10 protein-coding genes are annotated in these 19,361 nt (G+C 38.6%); 6 read left to right on the top strand and 4 right to left on the bottom strand.

Annotated elements, in window-relative coordinates:
• Positions 1-101: 101 nt before the first annotated feature.
• Positions 102-8,618 (bottom strand): T9SS type B sorting domain-containing protein, encoded by an 8,517-nt coding sequence (locus FB2170_RS10875; RefSeq protein WP_013306607.1) that lies wholly within the window; start codon positions 8,616-8,618, stop codon positions 102-104.
• Between the two features lie 139 nt (positions 8,619-8,757).
• On the opposite strand from FB2170_RS10875, the gene FB2170_RS10870 reads away from it, so the two are divergent.
• Together FB2170_RS10870 and FB2170_RS10865 are read left to right on the top strand one after the other, a co-directional pair.
• Positions 8,758-9,879, top strand: coding sequence for a PQQ-dependent sugar dehydrogenase (locus FB2170_RS10870; protein ID WP_013306606.1), 1,122 nt, complete (start codon positions 8,758-8,760; stop codon positions 9,877-9,879).
• 10 nt (positions 9,880-9,889) lie between these two features.
• Positions 9,890-10,291 carry a c-type cytochrome gene (locus tag FB2170_RS10865; RefSeq protein ID WP_148232094.1) on the top strand — a complete coding sequence of 134 codons (402 nt, stop codon included), beginning with the start codon at positions 9,890-9,892 and terminating at the stop codon, positions 10,289-10,291.
• 5 nt (positions 10,292-10,296) lie between these two features.
• On the opposite strand, the gene murQ is transcribed toward FB2170_RS10865, so the two are convergent.
• Positions 10,297-11,109: an N-acetylmuramic acid 6-phosphate etherase gene (gene murQ, locus FB2170_RS10860; RefSeq protein ID WP_013306604.1), complete on the bottom strand. Its 813-nt coding sequence runs from the start codon at positions 11,107-11,109 to the stop codon at positions 10,297-10,299.
• Positions 11,110-11,113: 4 nt separating this feature from the next.
• Entirely contained in the window at positions 11,114-11,863 is a 750-nt protein-coding gene (locus tag FB2170_RS10855; RefSeq protein ID WP_013306603.1) for a DeoR/GlpR family DNA-binding transcription regulator, read from the bottom strand.
• 202 nt (positions 11,864-12,065) lie between these two features.
• On the opposite strand from FB2170_RS10855, the gene nagB reads away from it, so the two are divergent.
• The 4 genes from nagB to FB2170_RS10835 all read left to right on the top strand — a co-directional run bounded on the left by nagB (position 12,066) and on the right by FB2170_RS10835 (position 18,410).
• Positions 12,066-13,994, top strand: coding sequence for a glucosamine-6-phosphate deaminase (nagB, locus tag FB2170_RS10850; protein WP_013306602.1), 1,929 nt, complete (start codon positions 12,066-12,068; stop codon positions 13,992-13,994).
• Positions 13,995-14,055: 61 nt separating this feature from the next.
• Positions 14,056-15,579 (top strand): glycoside hydrolase family 10 protein, encoded by a 1,524-nt coding sequence (locus tag FB2170_RS10845; RefSeq protein ID WP_013306601.1) that lies wholly within the window; start codon positions 14,056-14,058, stop codon positions 15,577-15,579.
• Entirely contained in the window at positions 15,563-16,837 is a 1,275-nt protein-coding gene (locus FB2170_RS10840) for an MFS transporter (RefSeq protein WP_041632809.1), read from the top strand. The genes FB2170_RS10845 and FB2170_RS10840 overlap by 17 nt, the downstream gene beginning before the upstream one ends.
• Complete coding sequence (locus FB2170_RS10835) at positions 16,830-18,410, top strand: glycoside hydrolase family 3 protein (protein WP_013306600.1); 1,581 nt, start codon at positions 16,830-16,832, stop codon at positions 18,408-18,410. Before FB2170_RS10840 ends, FB2170_RS10835 begins: the two co-directional genes overlap by 8 nt.
• Before the next feature lie 70 nt (positions 18,411-18,480).
• Here FB2170_RS10835 and FB2170_RS10830 read toward each other — a convergent pair whose 3' ends face one another.
• On the bottom strand, positions 18,481-19,281 hold the full coding sequence (locus FB2170_RS10830) for a DUF1080 domain-containing protein (protein WP_041632808.1): 801 nt from the start codon (positions 19,279-19,281) through the stop codon (positions 18,481-18,483).
• Between the last annotated feature and the right edge of the window lie 80 nt (positions 19,282-19,361).

The following is a 19,361-nucleotide window of genomic DNA, read 5'->3' as shown; positions in this document are numbered from 1 at the left end:
GAACCATAAATGATTTAATAATTAAGAATTTGAAATGAAGATAGAATTAAAAAACCGATGAGAACGAATCTACATCGGTTTTTTAAATTGTTAATTCTTAATTATCTATAGAGGGTAAAATGCCCAACATATCTGATTTGACTTTTGTCGTTTGCATTTACAACATACCAATAATCACCCGTTGGAACAGGGCTTCCATCATAATTTCCATCCCAGTTTTTAACCTGGTCCAAAATGGCAACTACCCGCCCATAACGGTCATAGATTTTCACCTCTATATTTGGGAAGAAATCCCTATTCTTTGGAGACCACACGTCGTTTTCGTTGTCACCATCGGGAGTGAAGAAATTAGGTATCTCTAACATACCAGTAAATTCAAATGGAACCCTTACTTCTGCCACACATCCATTTTGATCCACCACACGAACAGTAACAGTTGTACTTTCATTAGTTGTGTAGATAGTTTCACTACCATAGGATTCACCTTGGAAGAAATACTCATATCCGCCATATCCGCCCGCTGCAGAAGCAGTCAATTCGTTAGGTCCAGTTTTCACTGCACTTATGGTTAACGGGTCATAAGGATCAATCGTGAAGTCGACGGAATTATTACATCCATTCTCATGGTAAATATAAATTGTGTGATCTCCTGGCGGTAAATCACCCCATGTTGTTTCTGTATCCGCAAGTGAAATATCATCTACATCCAAAGAAAACAATAACCTAGGGAGTAAACTGGTATCCTGCATTTCAACATTCACAGTACTATTCGGAAATATGCCTTCACAACCATATTGTACAGGAGCTTCGGCTGTTAAATCCACACCGATCATTATTGGAATCAATTCATCGTCCCCACATAAATAAGCATCTTGAACAAACACAATATATGTTTCACCTCCAATAAGATTATCAAAAAACAAGTTGTCATTTCTAACAAATACCTCACTACCGTCAGAGTTGGGACCAATCAACATAGTCTCATAATACGTTGCCGAGGTAATTGGATCTACAAATGGTGTTCCTCCGGTTACAGTTAGTTGTGCCGTCCCATCAGCGAAACCTATACAAGTTTCTGGCGTCGTGGAAACATTTGTAATTGTCACCTCATCTGGTTCACTGACCGTAAGTACATCTTTCTCAAAACAACCATTCTCATCCTGAATCAAAACCTCATAGTCGCCGGCCGCCAAGTCTTCAAATGTATATACGCCAGGCGTTAAAGGATCACTAAAAAATTCGTTGAAATGTGGTTCTATCGCAAACTGAATCAATCCTACGCCACCACTAGTTACTTCTAAAGTTATAGAACCATCTTCCTGTCCGTTACATGTAACCGGTGCCGCATCTGAAGTAAAAAGAATGGGCTCTGGTCGAATTACTGAGAATGGACCATCGATAGCCTCACAAGTCACACCACTGGTAACCCCTACCCAATAATCAGTACCTTCAGGAAGACCCTCGAATGTACCGTGGTCTTGAGATCCTCTAAATACAGTGGCAGTACCAGGGTTAAAACCATCTGTTGGCTGACCTATATAAAGTGTGAAAACATTGTTCCCAACACCACCATTGGTAAATGACTCTATTCTTCCATCCAGTTCAGACGCACAAGAAATGGGATCCACTGGTGAGTTTGGCAATAAAGACAAACCGGAAGCATCAGTCATAGTAATACCATTCGAAGTTACTGCAGGACAGACGTTCAGAGCGTTTTTCTTTCTTACATCAAATTGATAGGTAATTCCTGAATTACCCGGGAACAACTGCGATGTACCAGTCATATCTGTATATGTACCTATTGTAACACCATTCTCCAAAGCAAGATATTCATAGGTAAACAACGGGTCTGGGTTTTCTATTGTCAATCGCATTTCACCAAGACCACCACAACCAGGAACACGGGTCTGTACCAGCTTAGGTTCAACTGGTGGCGGAGGATCAACATAATATGCCTCAGTCACGAACAAACAATCAAAACTTGATGAAACTTCTATGGCATACCAACCTTCACTGATAAACCCACCACTGGCACCAACAAAAGTTGGGGTATTCTGTAAACCACTTGTAGAAGTTATATCAGTATTGTTATTACTGTTCAAATACAATAATCGATAATTATAACCAGCACCTGGATAACCACCAGTGGCACCAGCTATTGCAGTTGAGGCATCTCCTGTTGTTGGATCATAAGCCTCTAAAACCGCATTGTTACCTCCAGGACATTGTAAAGCCAAAGGCTCACGAATTCCAGCATCAATTTGTAGTACAGGGGGTAGATTTATTTCAAAAGTATCCGTACACCCTTCAACATCTCTAATCTCAACCTGATAATCTCCACTTGGCAATGTATCAAATTCATTGGTGTTTGAGAATGCTACTACCTCTGTTGGATAGGTAATACCACCATCCGAACTGACCAATAGTCTATACTCATAGGCTGAACCATCCCAACCACCTTGACCGGTTGCCTCAATTTTTCCTGTATCATCATTACAACCCGTATTTCCTATTTCTATAGCATCTACTTGTAAGGCTCCATTAGGCGTTCGTATTGTAGCAGAATTACTATCTCCTGTACAAAATGGGACAGCATCTGATATTACCTCCACGAAAAAATTACCTCCTGTAAGACCCGTGATTCGAGCGGGGTCACCGTTAATATCTGGGAAATTATTGGTGTCAAAACTACCTGTGGCTAAAATTGTTGTTTTTGTTGGGTCACTGCTACTATAGACATTATAGGTATATACCCCGATATAATCAGTAACTTCAATGAACATTTCGCCATCATCACCAGGCACAAAACAAGACACTGCTTTTGCCTCACTAATTACAACTGTAGGATCTATAGGGTCAATTACCGTATGTACTGGCATAGGATATATACAACCGCCAGAATTGTCGTTTATTTCAAAAATATAATCACCTGTTGCTGGCAAATAAACATCAACATAAGAAACTCCAACAGCATTTGTTACGGGTGCCACAGGAACTGCAGATACAGTGGTGACTGTGAAATCAGAAGTACCAGTTACTTCGATTCTTACGCGCTCATCATCCGTACAGTTTAATAGGTCATTCTCTATAATTGCTGAAGTTACTCCAGTTGGAGGGGTTAGAGCTGGTAAGACAAACGTTGATTGACAGCCATTACCGTCAATAGCATATACTGTAATATTTTGAGTGGCACCATTGTCCACAACTTCAAACGTATTTGAAGTTTGATAATTAGAAAAACCTGTTATACTATATTGATAACCACTGCCAACAGTACCTGGATCAACGATACCAACAGTTATTATTGTTGAACTATATCTATTTGCACCAGATTCACATGCGAATGGAGGGGCACTTGCGTTTATTGAGAATGCCGCTGGCTCCCCTACAACCAATTCACCTGATAAGGCCGAACAATTTCTGGCAGAAAGAACTTCAACTTCATAGCTGCCGGGACTTAAATTAGGGAATGAACCTGAATTGTTATTTGCTATAGGAGCCCTAGAAACAAAATCAACCAATTGATAACTTATAGGACTATCCGCATCAGTTCCTCCTTGTAAAACAATGTCAATACTACCATCACTATCCCCATTACAAGTGACATCTTGAGGAACTGTAGGTAATATTACAGGTACAATAGCAGCATCCAAAGTGATATTACTTACTATAAATGTACAATTACTAACACCATCAGTCACCAAGTTATCAGTCACAAGAACTTGATAAGTACCTGGAAGCATATTGGAAAAAACAGGGTCGTTTGTTTGTGAAATTGTAACAGGATTTCCTAAATGATCGTTACCTGTTAAGTCAAAATCAAAATCACCACTACCTCCGACAGGGTAAATTGTAATTTCACCATCATTGTTGTTACATGTTGTCTCTGTGGTAAAACTTCCAGAAGCTGATAAAAAATCGTAAACGTCAGCCGTACCTTGACTAGTACAGCCATCAGCATCAACTACATCTACTATATAACTACCAGGGCTACTTACTTGGAACGTAGCTGGATTGGTTGTTAATGTAACACCTCCTAAAGTAAACCTAGGGGTATCAACAGTTAATGGCATACTTACAGTAATATCAAATAGAGGAGCGGATACATCACACTGGTTGTCCACTGCTATATCTGGTACAGGTAATGGTGGATCCAATGGGATAATTTCAGCTATTGCAAACGAAGTACAACCGCTATTATCCTGAACATAAACGTCATAATTTCCTGGAGGCCCAAAAAAGGTTGTGACTGTATCATAATCACCTGGCGTTGGTGGGGTTCCGGCATCCATAAACGCAAACGTATATGGTCCTCCAGCTCCTCCATTTCCTTGAACAGTAATTGAACCATTGGCATTACAATTCGCTGGTGTCAAATTCAAAATGTCAATAGATGGCAAGTTTTGATCTATTATTATTCCTGTGGCATCTGTACAAGTATCTGTTAAATTGGTTACAATGATTTGGTAATCACCTGGTAAGGTTAAATAAGTATTTGCATAGGGATCAGCACCCGGAGATATTGTTTCAATCGGAGTGATTGATCCGTCGTCATTGTTTAATAAATCTATTTGTATGTTATCGCCTGGAGCGAATCCTGTTACTGTATATGTTATTTCCCCATTTCTGTTTACATCACAGAAACCTGGTGTTGATACAGCAGTTACGTCCAATCCTGGCCCATCTACCGGGGGAATTTCCACTAAATACACACACCAATTTGCAGGATTAGGATCACCTGCAGTATCAGTAACCTCAACTGTATAAGTAACGCCATACTGAAGACCAGTAAATGTATGTCTTCTCGGTGGCAAATTTGGAGATACAGGTGGCAATGGATCATTTTCAAGACGTATCAAGAAAGGCCCAGTTCCACCGAATATTTCAATGGTGTTACTAAATCCTGCAATATTACATACTGGAACAACGGGATCAGGAACCACCGTCACAGTTGATTGGGTAACAGTTACTGTATCCTCATCTCTACATCCCAGAGCATCGAGGGTAACAACCGTATAAATTCCTGGAATTAAATTTGTAAATGTTTCTGAAATACTGGCTGTTGGACCAATTGTTGAAAGTTCAGTACCAAATTGATCTTGTAGTATATATGTAAAATCGGCAGTTCCACCTACTACTGATGAAACTTGAATTCCACCTTCAACAATACCTGCGCTACAAGTTGCCACTATTTCAGACACTGTAGCGTCTGGCGCGGGGGTTACATCTGTTGGAATAGTCTCTGAATCTATAATTGTTTCACAGCCTCTAGCATCACGAACTTGGTAGGTATAAGTTTGACCAGCGTTTAAGTTAGAATATACTGTTTGAGATGTATAAGGACCACCGTCGAAACTGATAGTATACGGTGCGACCCCACTTAATGCATCTGGTGTAATCACCATTATTCCATTATCCGTTTGACCACAACTAGCTGGCGTCACCATCACAGTAGCTGGATCAATTGCAATTGGTGGATCTAAAGTAACTGGGCTTGAATCAGCCGTACAACCTTCATTATCCACAACTCTGAAAATATAATCACCTGGTGTTGTAGTATCGTGTAAAAAGTTTGTTGAAGTTAGCGGAAATGGTGCTGAAAAAGTTGCACCGTTATCCGAACTTACTTCATATTGTTTTGTACCTGCACCTGCAGTATAACCTCCGGCAACCAAAACTCTTATTTGCCCTGGTGATCCACCACAGGGTATTTCTGTTACTACATTTGTATAAACCCTTAATTGAGGTCTAACAGTAATGCTTACTGTATCACTACAAGAATTTCCATCTTCAACTTCAATAGAATATGTACCTGGTGCCAATCCTGTAAATACTGGACTAGCCTGTAAAGAACCACCATTAATACGATACTGGTGACTTCCTAAAGGAGCAGAACCCGCTGTGGAAGTAACTGCAATTGTAGCTCCTGTCCCTGGTACGAAACAGAAATCTGATGCACCAGCATCTAGACTGACTGTAGGAGCAGTCAATGGTGTTAAATCAAAATTGAATGTTGCCGTACAACCTTCTGCATCTTCTACAGATAATATATATGGATTTCCAGGGCTTGACGCTTCTGTTAAATTACCAAAATTTCTACCTGATTTAGGTCCAACAGTAATACCTGAAGGATATTCCAACGTATATCTATTTGTTCCCCAACCTCCAGCTGCATTAGCTCTAACACGACCTATATTTCCATTGTCACAAGTCATAGGAGTAACAGTCCCTCCCAATGTTAAAACTGCTGCTTCTTGAATATCAAATGAAGCAGTATCTGTACACCCAGTATCTGCGTCTGTAACAGTGATTGTATAAGTACCTGCCCCAGAAGCGGGTAGTACTACCTCACCTGTAGATTGCGGGCCTCCTGAAAAAAGACCACTATTAATATCCCAGGTATAATTGTTTGCAAAGCCATCAATCAAGAATGCTCCTGAACCATCAACAGCTCCATTACAAACCCTTAAATCTCCACCTGATTTAACGCGTGCTCTAATTGAACTTATTTGAGCAGGAATAAAAGATTCGGTATACGTACAATTATTTGTATCCGTAATTTGAAAAACGTAAGTAGTATTTGTACTTAAACCTATAAAAGTATCACTCGCTCCATTATTGATTACAACCGGACTAATTACTGAATAATTCGTAATTGCAAAATTGCCAGTTGGTGTTAATTGAACATCAGATGTACCCGCCGCACAATTGATATTACTTTGGGCAAAATCTAAATTCGTTGGTGGGTCCGTATCTACAATCGTGATCGGGGTCAATTCTAATCTACAACCACCACCATCTTCGATTATTGGTGTATATGTACCTGCCGATAAATTTGTGTATGATGTAGTTCCTGTAAAATTCAACCCATCAATACTAAAAACATATCCACTTCCCGAACCGCCTGTAAATGGCCCTACAAAATCTATCTGTCCTCCAATTTCACCACCGCTGCCATCACAAGTTCTGTCGGCTATTTTAATGGCTGTACCTGAAATCGCACCAACACTGGAAACAGTTACATCCGGCAGTGTCATTGTACACTCAAACCCGCCTTGTTGATACCTCACTTCTATTTCATCATATAAGGTGCCTGTTGGTATTGCAGGTACTGAGATTTGAGGAGTCGTCACCCAAGGGTCCGCAGACCTAACCCTAAATGAAAGGTTATAACCCCTTGCATCATTAATATTGAAATTGATTTTCGCACCACCATTAGAACAGGTACCATCTATTCCATTGACCGTTACGTCAGGTGGAAGTAAGTCTTCTACATTTGATGAGGCAGTAATCGTACAACCATTACTATCTGTTATCAAAAAATCATATGTACCGGCCGTTGTAACGGTATATATCGTTGTTCCTGCATAAGAAGGTTGCGAAGGTCCACCGTTCACGGTAAAAGTATAAGGTGCAGATCCACCTGAAGTATTTACGGTAATATCAACATCGGTAATCGTTGAGCAACCAAAACTACTATTTACCTCAGTGGAGGCATCAAGTGGAGATAATCCGTTTCCTATCACAATCGGATTTCCTCCTGTATCCACGTTCTGACGAGGAGGGTCAATCCCATTCAATGGATCCCCAGTACATTGTTGTGTTTCTACCTGAACAATGTATGTTCCAAACCCTACAGCCGAAAACGTGTATGGGTTGTCAGGAATAAATGCCGTAAATTCTTGAGCGACTCCACTCGAATCCAACAAAGTATACTTATAAGGCCCTGGAACGTTATTAGCCGCAACTGTTATCGTACCCGTATCACCACTACACTGGGCATCAGTGAAAGTAACATCTATATCAATATCAAGTTGATCTATTGTTATTGGTTCGTATGGGTACTCACAAGTATTGGGTGTATTCTGTAAACGGGCTAAAATGTTGTAGGTTCCCGGGCTCAAATTGTCAAAAATCGGACCTTGCCAAGGACCAACACCACCCGTAATATTAAACTCATAAGCACTTGAAAGATTGGTAATTTGAATACGCCCTGGTACTCCGCAGATAAAATCTTCTTTTACATAGGTTTGGGTTATTGTACTTTTTTTAACCTTGAAATAATAATATGCTCCAGAACCGTTGACCCGAACCCTAAATTCGGCCCCAGTTGTTGATGGTATTGTGCTTGCATCAATAGTGAAATTTTGAGCTGTACTTACCTGAGTATAACAAGAATTTAAAGTTTCAGGACAATCCTCATTCACATCTTCTGAACATGAACCTCCTAATATTTCCCAAGAAACGGAACCAAATGGACCACCCGATAATGAAACAACACGGTCATCTGAATCCCCACACAAGTTAAATCGGGCCACAGTACTACCGTCATTTGTACAACCAACTTCTTCATCAGCTCCCTGAATAATGGTCATGAACATTGGCATCGCCAATGCACTATTCCCTTGATTTTGGTTTTTCGAATTACTTACACTTCTTGCAATGTCTGATTCTTTTTTCTCAGAACTGGAAGTTTCTTTAGAAATAGAATTTGAAATGGCTTCAGTAATCCCGGCCAATACGTTGTAATCAGTATTAGCAATAGCCGAAGTACAAACTGCTGAAAATAAGACCAGCAGAAGAGCATACAAAATATGCCGTGGGCTTTTTGGGAGCATAGGTTAAGTCAGTTTTGGCAAGAATATCCTTGAATTGGGGATTAAGTATATTCTTTAGTGTAATTGTTTAAACTTATATTTTCTCTTTATCTTTAGGCCTTAACGCCTTTCATATAATATTTAATTTTAACGACAAATTATGAAAAAAAGTATCGCCTATCTATATTTATTCGTTGTAACGCTTAGTTTTTCTTGCGCTCAAGACGTTGAAAACAAGGTGAATACGCCTGAAAATCTTCCCTTTTCTGCAGAGCTTTTCGTCGATGACCTACAGATTCCATGGGGTATAGCGTTTCTTCCAGATGGCAGCATGTTGATTACTGAAAAGTCCGGGTCACTTATTCATTTCAAAAATGGTGAAAAAACAACAATTTCTAATGTTCCAGCTGTTTATAGCAGAGGCCAGGGCGGACTACTTGATATAGTTTTACACCCTGATTACGAAAAGAATGGTTGGATATATCTCACCTATGCTTCAGAAGATGGAGAGGAAAAAGGGGGGCATACTGCTTTAATGCGTGCAAAACTTAATGGTAATTCACTGACAGACAATGAGTTATTGTACAAAGCAGGTCCAAACACAACAAAGGGACAACATTTTGGCTCTCGAATAGCATTTGATGATGCCGGCTATCTTTATTTCACCATTGGAGAACGAGGAGCACGTGATGTTAACCCACAGGATATAACCAAGGACGGAGGTAAGGTCTACCGCCTAAATGACGATGGCAGTATTCCTTCTGATAATCCTTTTGTGGGGACAGAAAATGCCAAAACAGCAATTTTTAGTTACGGTCATAGAAATCCGCAAGGCTTAATAAAACACCCAGAAACAGGAAAAATTTGGGACCATGAACATGGTCCAAAAGGAGGGGATGAAATAAATATCATTGAAAAAGGCGCAAATTATGGTTGGCCGCTTATTACTTATGGTATCAATTATAGTGGTACTCCCATAACCGATAAAACCGAAATGGAAGGTATGAACCAACCTATTCACTATTGGGTACCATCAATAGCACCCAGTGGAATGGCCTTTCTTACTTCTGATAAATATGGCGATTGGCAGGGTAGCCTTTTAGTAGGTTCTTTGTCTTTTCAGTATTTAGAACGCCTAACAATGGAGGGTACAAAAGTTGTTGGCCGAGATAAACTTTTAGGCGACTTAGGTCGTGTTCGCGATGTACGGCAAGGACCGGATGGTTTGATTTATGTTGCTATCGAAGGAAAAGGAATTTATAAATTAGTCCCAAAAGATTGATCAATTATTAATGAAGTATTTGACTATAGTTTACTTGGGGCTTGTCCTAGGTCTTGTAATGTTATTTTTTCAAGATCCTGAACTGGAAGAAAGTATTGAAAGAGGAAGTGAAATCTATGCCGATTTCTGTGTCACTTGTCACATGCCTAATGGTGAAGGTGTAGCGCATACATTTCCACCATTGGCCAATTCTGATTATTTAAAGCTGAACAGGGAAGCAAGTATAAGAGGTATTAAATATGGCCAAGATGGAGAATTGATCGTAAATGGGGTAACCTATAACAATACAATGGCACCCCTTGGGCTAGAGGATGAAGAAGTTGCCGATGTTATGAATTTTATACTTAACTCTTGGGGCAATTCCTCGGAAACAAAGGTTACATTGGAGGAAGTTGCAATAATCACAGAATAGAAAGACTATTTTCTTGCCGCATCCAATGCTTTTTTAACTGAGCCGTACTCTTTCAAAAGCTCTGAAGCCTCTTCATAAGAAATTCCGAGACCTTCTACCAAATATCTGGTTCCTCTGTCGACCAATTTATCATTGCTCAATTGCATATTCACCATCTTATTTCCTTTTACTCTTCCAATTTTTATCATTAGTGCGGTAGAAATCATATTCAGAACAAGTTTTTGCGAAGTCCCACTTTTCATTCGAGTACTTCCCGTCACAAATTCGGGGCCTACGTTAACCTCTATTGGAATATCAGCGACAAGAGCCAAGGGTGAACCAGGATTATTGGTTATACCCCCCGTCAAAATTCCTTTTTTCTTGGCATCATTCAAACCGCCAATAACATAAGGTGTTGTTCCTGATGCAGCTATGCCCACAACAACATCGTTTACGTTAATATCGTGATTTAGTAAATCTTTCCAAGCTTGTTCAGCATCATCTTCGGCATGTTCTACAGACTTTCTTATCGCCGTATCCCCTCCAGCGATCAACCCCACAACTCGTTCATGTGGCAAGCCATAAGTAGGTGGTATTTCAGAAGCATCCAGTATACCTAACCTTCCACTCGTTCCTGCACCAATATAAAACAATCTTCCTCCGCTTATGAATCTTACAGCAAGGGCATCAACGAGGTTTGTTATTTGAGGAATAACTGCGGCTACGCCATCCGCCACTTTCTTGTCCTCATTGTTCATCTTTAAAAGAATGGACGAAGTATCCATTCGTTCCAAATTATCATAATTAGATGGGGTTTCAGTAATTTTAATATAGCTCATAAAGTTATTTAAGACATACGTCGTGGTTTCTAAAAAGTTTTAATTGATCATCATCTGACTCCAATTCGGTAATCAATGTATCAACGGCATTAATATCGCAGATTTTATATCTGTGCTGGGAGTTTAATTTTTCAGATATTGACAAAAGTACCGCTTTTTTTGAGCTCTTTATAATGGCTTTTTTAACCTGTACAATATCCCAGTCAAAATCGGTCAAACCAAATGAAGCATCAACATAACCAGTACCTATAAAACTATAATCAACTTTGATTTCCGAGAGCATATTTGTGGCATAAGTACCTATACTAATTTGTGCTTCTTTAGAAATTTGACCACCAACGAAAATAACATCAATATTTGGCTTGGTATTCAACTCCATGGCTACAGGAAGACTTAGTGTAAAACAAGTTAGCTGCATATCTCCAGGTATAATACGGGCAAATTCAAGACAAGTAGTGCCTCCATCTATAAAAATTACCCCATCATTCTTTAAAATTTCGGCTGCTTTTTCCGCAATCCTAATTTTCTGCTGTAGCGCATATATATTTTGATTTCTAGTATTGTTAGTAGTGTATCCAAGGGCAATTGCCCCACCATGTACCTTTCGTAATTTGTTTTCTTGATCCAATTCTTTGACATCCCTTCTGGCTGTATCAATAGAAACATCCAATATTTCAGCAATATCGGTCAGTAAAATTCTATTATGCAGTTCAACTTGCGTAAGTATTGTTTGATGTCTTTCTTCTTTTAACATAACTAATTTCAGTTGTATTTTTCAAAGATACTAAAAGAATTTGATTTGCTGTTTTATTCCGTTTTTGTTAATTTTTATTGAGTAAAATAAACTTAATTGCAAAATACGGCAATATTAACAGCAAAAAACAGCAGTTATTAATTATTATACTTACATTTGCAAAAACATATATATATAATCCAATAGCTACGGGAGACTTATTATGAAAACAACAAAGAAAAAATCTAAAATGAACATTGGCTATAAGCCGGCTGGTCAATTCGAAGAAACAAGATTTGAGAAAATCCACAATGTAATTTTCAAAGATTCCAATGAAGGTTCAATTCGGGTGGCTCAAGAAATTGCTGAACTTATCAAAGAAAAACAAGCCAAAAACGAGACTTGTGTTTTAGGTTTGGCAACAGGTTCTTCACCAATCAAAGTATATGAGGAATTGGTTCGAATGCACAAAGAAGATGGTCTTAGCTTTTCAAATGTTGTGACCTTCAACTTGGATGAATACTTGCCAATGGACAAGGATAACTTACAAAGTTATTGGTATTTTATGCATGAACACTTGTTCAACCATGTAGACATTCCTGCGGAGAACATAAACATTCCTGATGGTAAAATCGGTAGCGAGGATGCCATCGAATATTGTTTGGGGTATGACCAAAAAATAAAAAAATTCGGAGGCTTGGATTTTCAATTATTAGGTATTGGTAGAACCGGTCATATAGGATTCAACGAGCCAGGTTCTCATTACAATTCAGGTACCAGAATCATAACTCTTGACCATATTACCAGAGTTGATGCTGCCCCTGCCTTTCTTGGCATTGGTAATGTACCTAGAAAGGCCATAACCATGGGTATAGCTACGGTAAGAAGTGCAAAAAGAATTGTTCTTCTGGGATGGGGTAACAACAAAGCATCAATCATTAAAGAGACCGTGGAAGGTAGAGTTTCTTCAGAAGTGCCTGCAACTTACCTACAAGAGCATGGTAATGTAACTTTTGTTTTAGATAATGGTGCAGGTAGTGAACTAACACGAAATAAGACGCCTTGGCTTGTTGAATCTTGTGAATGGACCAAGCAATTAACGGCCAAAGCTGTGGTATGGCTTTGTGAAAAAACCAATAAATCCATTTTAAGTCTTACCGACAAGGATTACAATAATAATGGGATGTCCGACCTTCTTACTTTAGAGGATTCATATGATTTGAACATAAGAATGTTCAATAAGCTGCAACATACCATAACAGGTTGGCCAGGCGGTAAACCAAATGCTGATGACTCCAATAGACCAGAAAGGGCAGAACCAGCAAAAAAACGTGTGATAATATTCAGTCCGCACCCTGATGATGATGTAATTTCTATGGGAGGAACTTTTGACAGGCTAGTTGAGCAAGGGCATGATGTTCATGTTGCATACCAAACTTCTGGTAATATAGCTGTATCAGATTCTGAAGCCTTGAAGTTCGCTGAAATTTGCAATAATATGAACCCCACCAAAAAATCTGGAAAACTGATTGAGGATATTCTTGACAAAGGTGAGAATGCATTCGATTCTGTTGAAGTAAGGGAGTTAAAAGGAGCCATTCGTAGAGGTGAATCCCATGCAGCGACCAGATACTTGGATTTGCCAGATGAAAATGTTCATTTCCTCGATTTACCTTTCTATGAAACCGGTACTATCAAAAAGAAAAACCTATCGGAAGATGATATCACAATTATGTACGATTTCATCAACGAGATAAAGCCACATCAGATCTATGCAGCAGGGGATCTTGCTGATCCACACGGTACACATAAAGTTTGTCTTGATGCCGTTTTTGAATCCATGAAACGATTAAAACCAGAACCGTTCATGAAAGATTGTTGGTTATGGCTATATAGAGGTGCATGGCATGAGTGGGATATTAATGACATTGAAATGGCAGTTCCAATGAGTCCAGGACAGGTAATGAAAAAGAGAATGGCAATATTCTTCCATCAATCACAAAAAGATGGTGTTATGTTCCAAGGAGATGATGCAAGGGAGTTTTGGATGCGTGTTGAAGAACGTAATAGAGATACTGCCCAACGCTACCACGCCTTAGGTTTGGCAGATTATGCCGCAATGGAAGCCTTTGTAAGATATAAATTCGATTAATTGTTTTGATTAAACCTATAAAGGCCTATTTTTAGTTGAAATAGGCCTTTTTTCAATCAATATGCTAAAAAAAATCAGCCACTATTTATTGCTCTTAATCATCTTTAATTCATGTGATGCAATAAAACCTATACCGCAGCCTAGAACAGAATTCAGAGGCGTTTGGGTTGCAACCGTGGTGAATATTGACTGGCCCAAAAACGGACTTGATGCCATTGAAAAACAAAAAGCTGACTTTTTAAAGATTTTGGAGTTCTATGATCAATTGAATTTCAATACCGTAATCGTTCAGGTTAGGACGGCCGGAGATTCTTTCTATGATTCAAAATACGCCCCTTGGTCACGATTTTTAACAGGAACAGAAGGAAAGTCCACAGAAGGTCATTTTGATATGTTAAATTGGATGATTGATCAGACCCATAATCGTGGATTTGAATTTCATGCATGGTTGAATCCCTATCGTGCTACTTTTGATTTAAAAACCGATGTTCTTAGTGCAACGCATGATTTTAACCTTCATCCTGAGTGGATGCTTAAATACGGCAATAAGTATTATTATAATCCTGGCTTACCTGAAGTACGTGAAAGACTGGCTTCAATAATGGGCGAAGTTGTAACAAAATATGATATTGATGCGATTCACTTTGATGATTACTTCTATCCCTATAGAATAAAAGATGAAATCTTCAATGATTCATTAGCTTATAATTATCATTCATTCTCTGGGCAAACAGTAGAAAATTGGCGGAGGAGCAATATAGATTCGCTGGTAAAGAATATCCATTCTACTGTTAAGAACATTAAACCATGGGTTCAATTTGGAATAAGTCCTTTTGGAGTTTGGAAAAACAAATCAACTGATCCGAGAGGCTCTGATACCAAAGCTGGACAAACAACTTATGAGGATTTGTATGCTGACCCTCTTACTTGGATGAATGAAGGTTGGATTGATTATCTGGTCCCCCAAGTTTATTGGAGTATGGATTTACCTGTGGCTTCCCATAAAAAAATTGTCAACTGGTGGTCAAATAATAGCGTAAACACCAATCTATATATTGGCAACGGTGCATATAAGATAAGAAGCAACAGTGATAAGGCTTGGGATGATAAAAAAGAAATGCCCAATCAGTTGAAATTGGCAAGAAAAGATTCCAAGGTGCAAGGCAATGTCCTCTTTAGTGCAAAAAGTCTAATGAATGATAATCCTGATGTTGTTGAGTACTTAAAAAGGAGGTTTTATAAAAATGCAGCCCTCCCTCCTATTTCTCCTATGGCAAAAGTTGAGTCAGCAAGACAACCGCAATTATTATCAATTGAGACCACTTCGAATGGCATAGAAATTAACCTTTCGCCTCAGGAGGATAACAGATTTGCTATGGTTTATTCTTCTGGCAAAAAAAATAGGACAGAATATCCATTAAAAAGATTATTGGAGAAACTACCTGTCAATGAAAACAAGATCATACTTCCTAAAACCATTTTTAAAGACAAAAAATATATTGCACTTTCAGTGATCAACTATTACGGACAAGAGAGTGAACCAATACTAATCCTATTAAATCAAAGAAATGATTCAAAAGAATAAAGGAGCTTGGACTTGGATTCCTGTGCTCTATTTCACACAAGGATTACCATTTGTAATGGTTGTAACTGTTTCTGTAATTATGTACAAGAAACTGGGCATAAGTAACGCAGATATTGGGTTATATACCAGCTGGTTATACTTGCCATGGGTCATTAAACCACTATGGAGTCCATATGTTGATATGATAAGTACCAAAAGAAATTGGCTTCTGGCAATGCAACTTTTAGCTTCGCTGGGGCTCATTGGAATTGGCCTGGTATTGCCAACAAACATCTTCTTCATTTCAACTTTGGCTTGTTTTTGGGTGGTAGGGTTTGCCTCTGCGACAAATGACGTGGCATCTGATGGGTATTATATGATTGGACTTACCAGAGATAAACAGGCATTTTTTGTAGGGTTCAGAAGTGTCTTTTACAAATTAGCCAATGTTACAGGGCAAGGTCTATTGGTTATACTCGCTGGTTTCTTAGAAAATTACTATGGAGACAACACTAAAGCATGGTCAATTACCATGATTGCTGCAGGTCTATTAATGTTGATGTTAACCATTGCCAATTTCTTCGTCACACCAAAATATGAATCGTCAGAAGCAATTAAAAAAGAGAAACCTGTAGGTTTTATTGAAGTGTTCTCCTCTTTTTTCAAGAAAAAAGGTATGGGTATTGCCTTAGCGTTTGTGCTCTTTTTCAGATTAGGCGAATCACAATTGGTTAAAATGGCTTCTCCGTTTTTCTTGGATTCCCAAGAAGTTGGAGGGTTAGGTTATACAACGGCGGAGGTCGGTACTATTTATGGAACCATAGGTGTGATTATGCTGACCATTGGCGGAATACTTGGTGGGATTTTAATTTCAAGGGATGGGCTTAAAAAATGGATGCTTCCCATGGTTTTAGCAATCAATATACCAAATGCATTCTATGCCTTTCTAGCTATAACAAACACTACAAATATTGTAGCTGTAGTTACCACTGTGGTGTTGGAACAATTTGGATACGGATTCGGAATCGCAGGCTTTATGGTCTATCTAATTTACATCGCTGAAGGCGCTTCAAAAACTTCACATTATGCCCTAGCTACAGGTTTTATGGCCCTGGGAATGATGTTGCCTGGTCTTATTAGTGGATATGTCCAGGAATGGTTAGGGTATGACGGGTTCTTTATCTGGGTCGTTATTGCCGCTTTACCTGCTTTATTAATATTAAAATATTTAAAATATCCGCCAGATTACGGCAAAAAGGGAGCTGACGAAAATGAATAAAATTTTAGATTTAAATAGTGCCAAGTCCACACTATCCAAACAGGAAAAAATAGGGCAACTGTTTATGCCAGCGGCATTCATCAATGACACGGAAGAAGAAATCCAGGCAATTGAAAAGTTAATTACGGAACATCATGTTGGTGGATTGTGCTTCTTTCACAGTAGAGCTAGTGCTGCTACGAACTATGAAGGTAAAAAAATGGTAATCTACAACGAACATAGCTTTACCACTTTACAAAAATTGATAAAGCGTTATCAGAAGGCTTCAAAACATCGATTGTTAATGGCAATTGATGCAGAATGGGGATTAGCGATGCGCATAGAAAACACGCCCCAATACCCATATGCTATTACCCTGGGAGCTATTGATCATGACAAAGATTTGGTTTTTCAGGTTGGAAGGAATATTGCACATGATTGTAAACAAGCAGGAATTCATTATAATCTGTCGCCTGTTTCAGATATTAACAATAATCCCGATAACCCGGTAATTGGATATCGTTCTTTTGGTGAAAACAAATTCAATGTGGCTCTAAAATCCATCCAATACATAAAGGGGATGCAGAGTGAAGGAATTGCAAGTAGTGTAAAGCACTTTCCCGGACATGGAGATACGGCGGTTGATTCGCATTTGGGATTGCCTCAAATTGATAAATCCAAAGAAGATTTATTAGACAATGAACTTTCCCCTTTTATCGAACTAATTAAGGAGAATGTTGATTCAATCATGGTTGGGCACTTATCCGTTCCAGCATTGTCAAATGGGAGGAATGTTTCCTCAAGTATTTCAAAAGAAATGATTTCGGGGCTTTTGCGGAAAGAACTCGGGTTTAAAGGTGTAGTTATTTCAGATGCTTTAAACATGCATGCTGTCTCAAAAAACTACCCAAATAAAGGAGAATTAGAGTGGCTGGCATTTGATGCAGGTAATGATATTTTATGCTTTGCCGAACATATACCAGAAGGTATTAAGGAAATAACACTCAAAGCAACAGAAACACAGATTGAGTCAGCTTTTGAACGTGTTTGGAAGCTTAAAGAAAAAACCATAAACGCTGACGTGTCGAATCCTTCTGAAACTATTAACCCCGATTTCCTAAACCAAAAAATTGCACAAAAGAGTATAACCCTTTTTTCTGGTTCTAAAGAAAATATATCTGAATTTAGAGAAACTGGTTTTCTAAGCCTCTCCTATTCGAAAGGTTCTGAGAATGAATTTGTGCGTGAACTGAAAAACCTTTTCAAGTTTAAGCATTTGACCGTGGACCAGTTAGATAGTTCAAAGGTTAAAAATGAAAAGAATATTCTTCTTTCGATATTTCCGCCACAGGTTAAACCAACCGATAATTTTGGATTTACAAATAAGGAAATTGAACTCGTAAACGAGTTAATAAATACTAAAAATGTTGTTCTTTACCTCTTTGGAAATCCATATGCCTTAGGCGTCTTCGATTACGAAAAAGCTAAAGCATGTGTTTTAGCCTATCAGGATTTTAAAGTGTTTCAGCAGGTTGCTGCCAACCACTTCGCGGGTTCAATAATTGCAGAGGGTAAGATGCCAGTAACACTTTAGACAATAATAGTGTAAAAAGAAAAGCCCTCTATTTAAAAAATAGAGGGCTTTATTAATTTGACTTTTCGTACTATAGTTCTTTTAACTTGACATTTCTAAACCACACATCATCACCATGATCTTGTAGTCCAATATAACCTTTAGATGGTACATCTGCCCATTCAGCATTCAAACCTGGGAATTTACTTCCGGCTACCATTTCATTCCATTCTGGAGTCCATAAATGATACTCCACGACATTTTCACCATTTTGGCTATGGATAACAGTACCTTTGTAAACGGTGACTTCAATTTTGTTCCACTCACCAGCAGGTTTTGCATTCTGTGGTTTCGCAGGTACTAGATCATACAATGAACCCGCTTGTCTGTTACCATCTTTACCCAATTTAGCATCAGGATGTCTTTCATTATCCAAAATCTGCATTTCTGGAGCAGTTTTCCAAATATAATCCAACTTTTCCTCGCCTAAATAGAAAATACCTGAATTACCTCCTTCTGAGATTTTCCATTCTAAACTCAAGGTAAAGTTTTGAAATTGCTTGTCGAATATAATATCACCGCCATCTTTAGCACCAGCTTCTCCTCTACCGGATCCCATCATATGCATGGTACCATCAACAATTTCCCAAGCTGCTGGAAAATGTTCTTTCTTATACCCTCTCCAACCTTCAGAAGTTGTACCATCAAATAACATTACCCAACCATCTGCCTTTTCCGCAGCGGTCAATCCATTCATAACAGCCTCTTCAGCAACCTCTTTAACCACTTCAGTAGCAGCTTCTTCTTTTTGATCCGCCTTTTTTTCCTTGCAACTATTCAGTGCTGGCAACATCAATAAACTAAAAACAAATACTATACTTATTTTTCTCATACCTAACTAATTATTGATTTTATGCAGAACCAGTTTAGAGTTCTGGTTCTGCACTTTTATATTACTCTTTTTAATTACAG

The organism is Maribacter sp. HTCC2170, assembly GCF_000153165.2.
Taxonomy (GTDB): domain Bacteria; phylum Bacteroidota; class Bacteroidia; order Flavobacteriales; family Flavobacteriaceae; genus Maribacter_A.
Note: the sequence above shows the minus strand (reverse complement) of the source record. Positions and strands in the feature narration are given on the sequence as shown.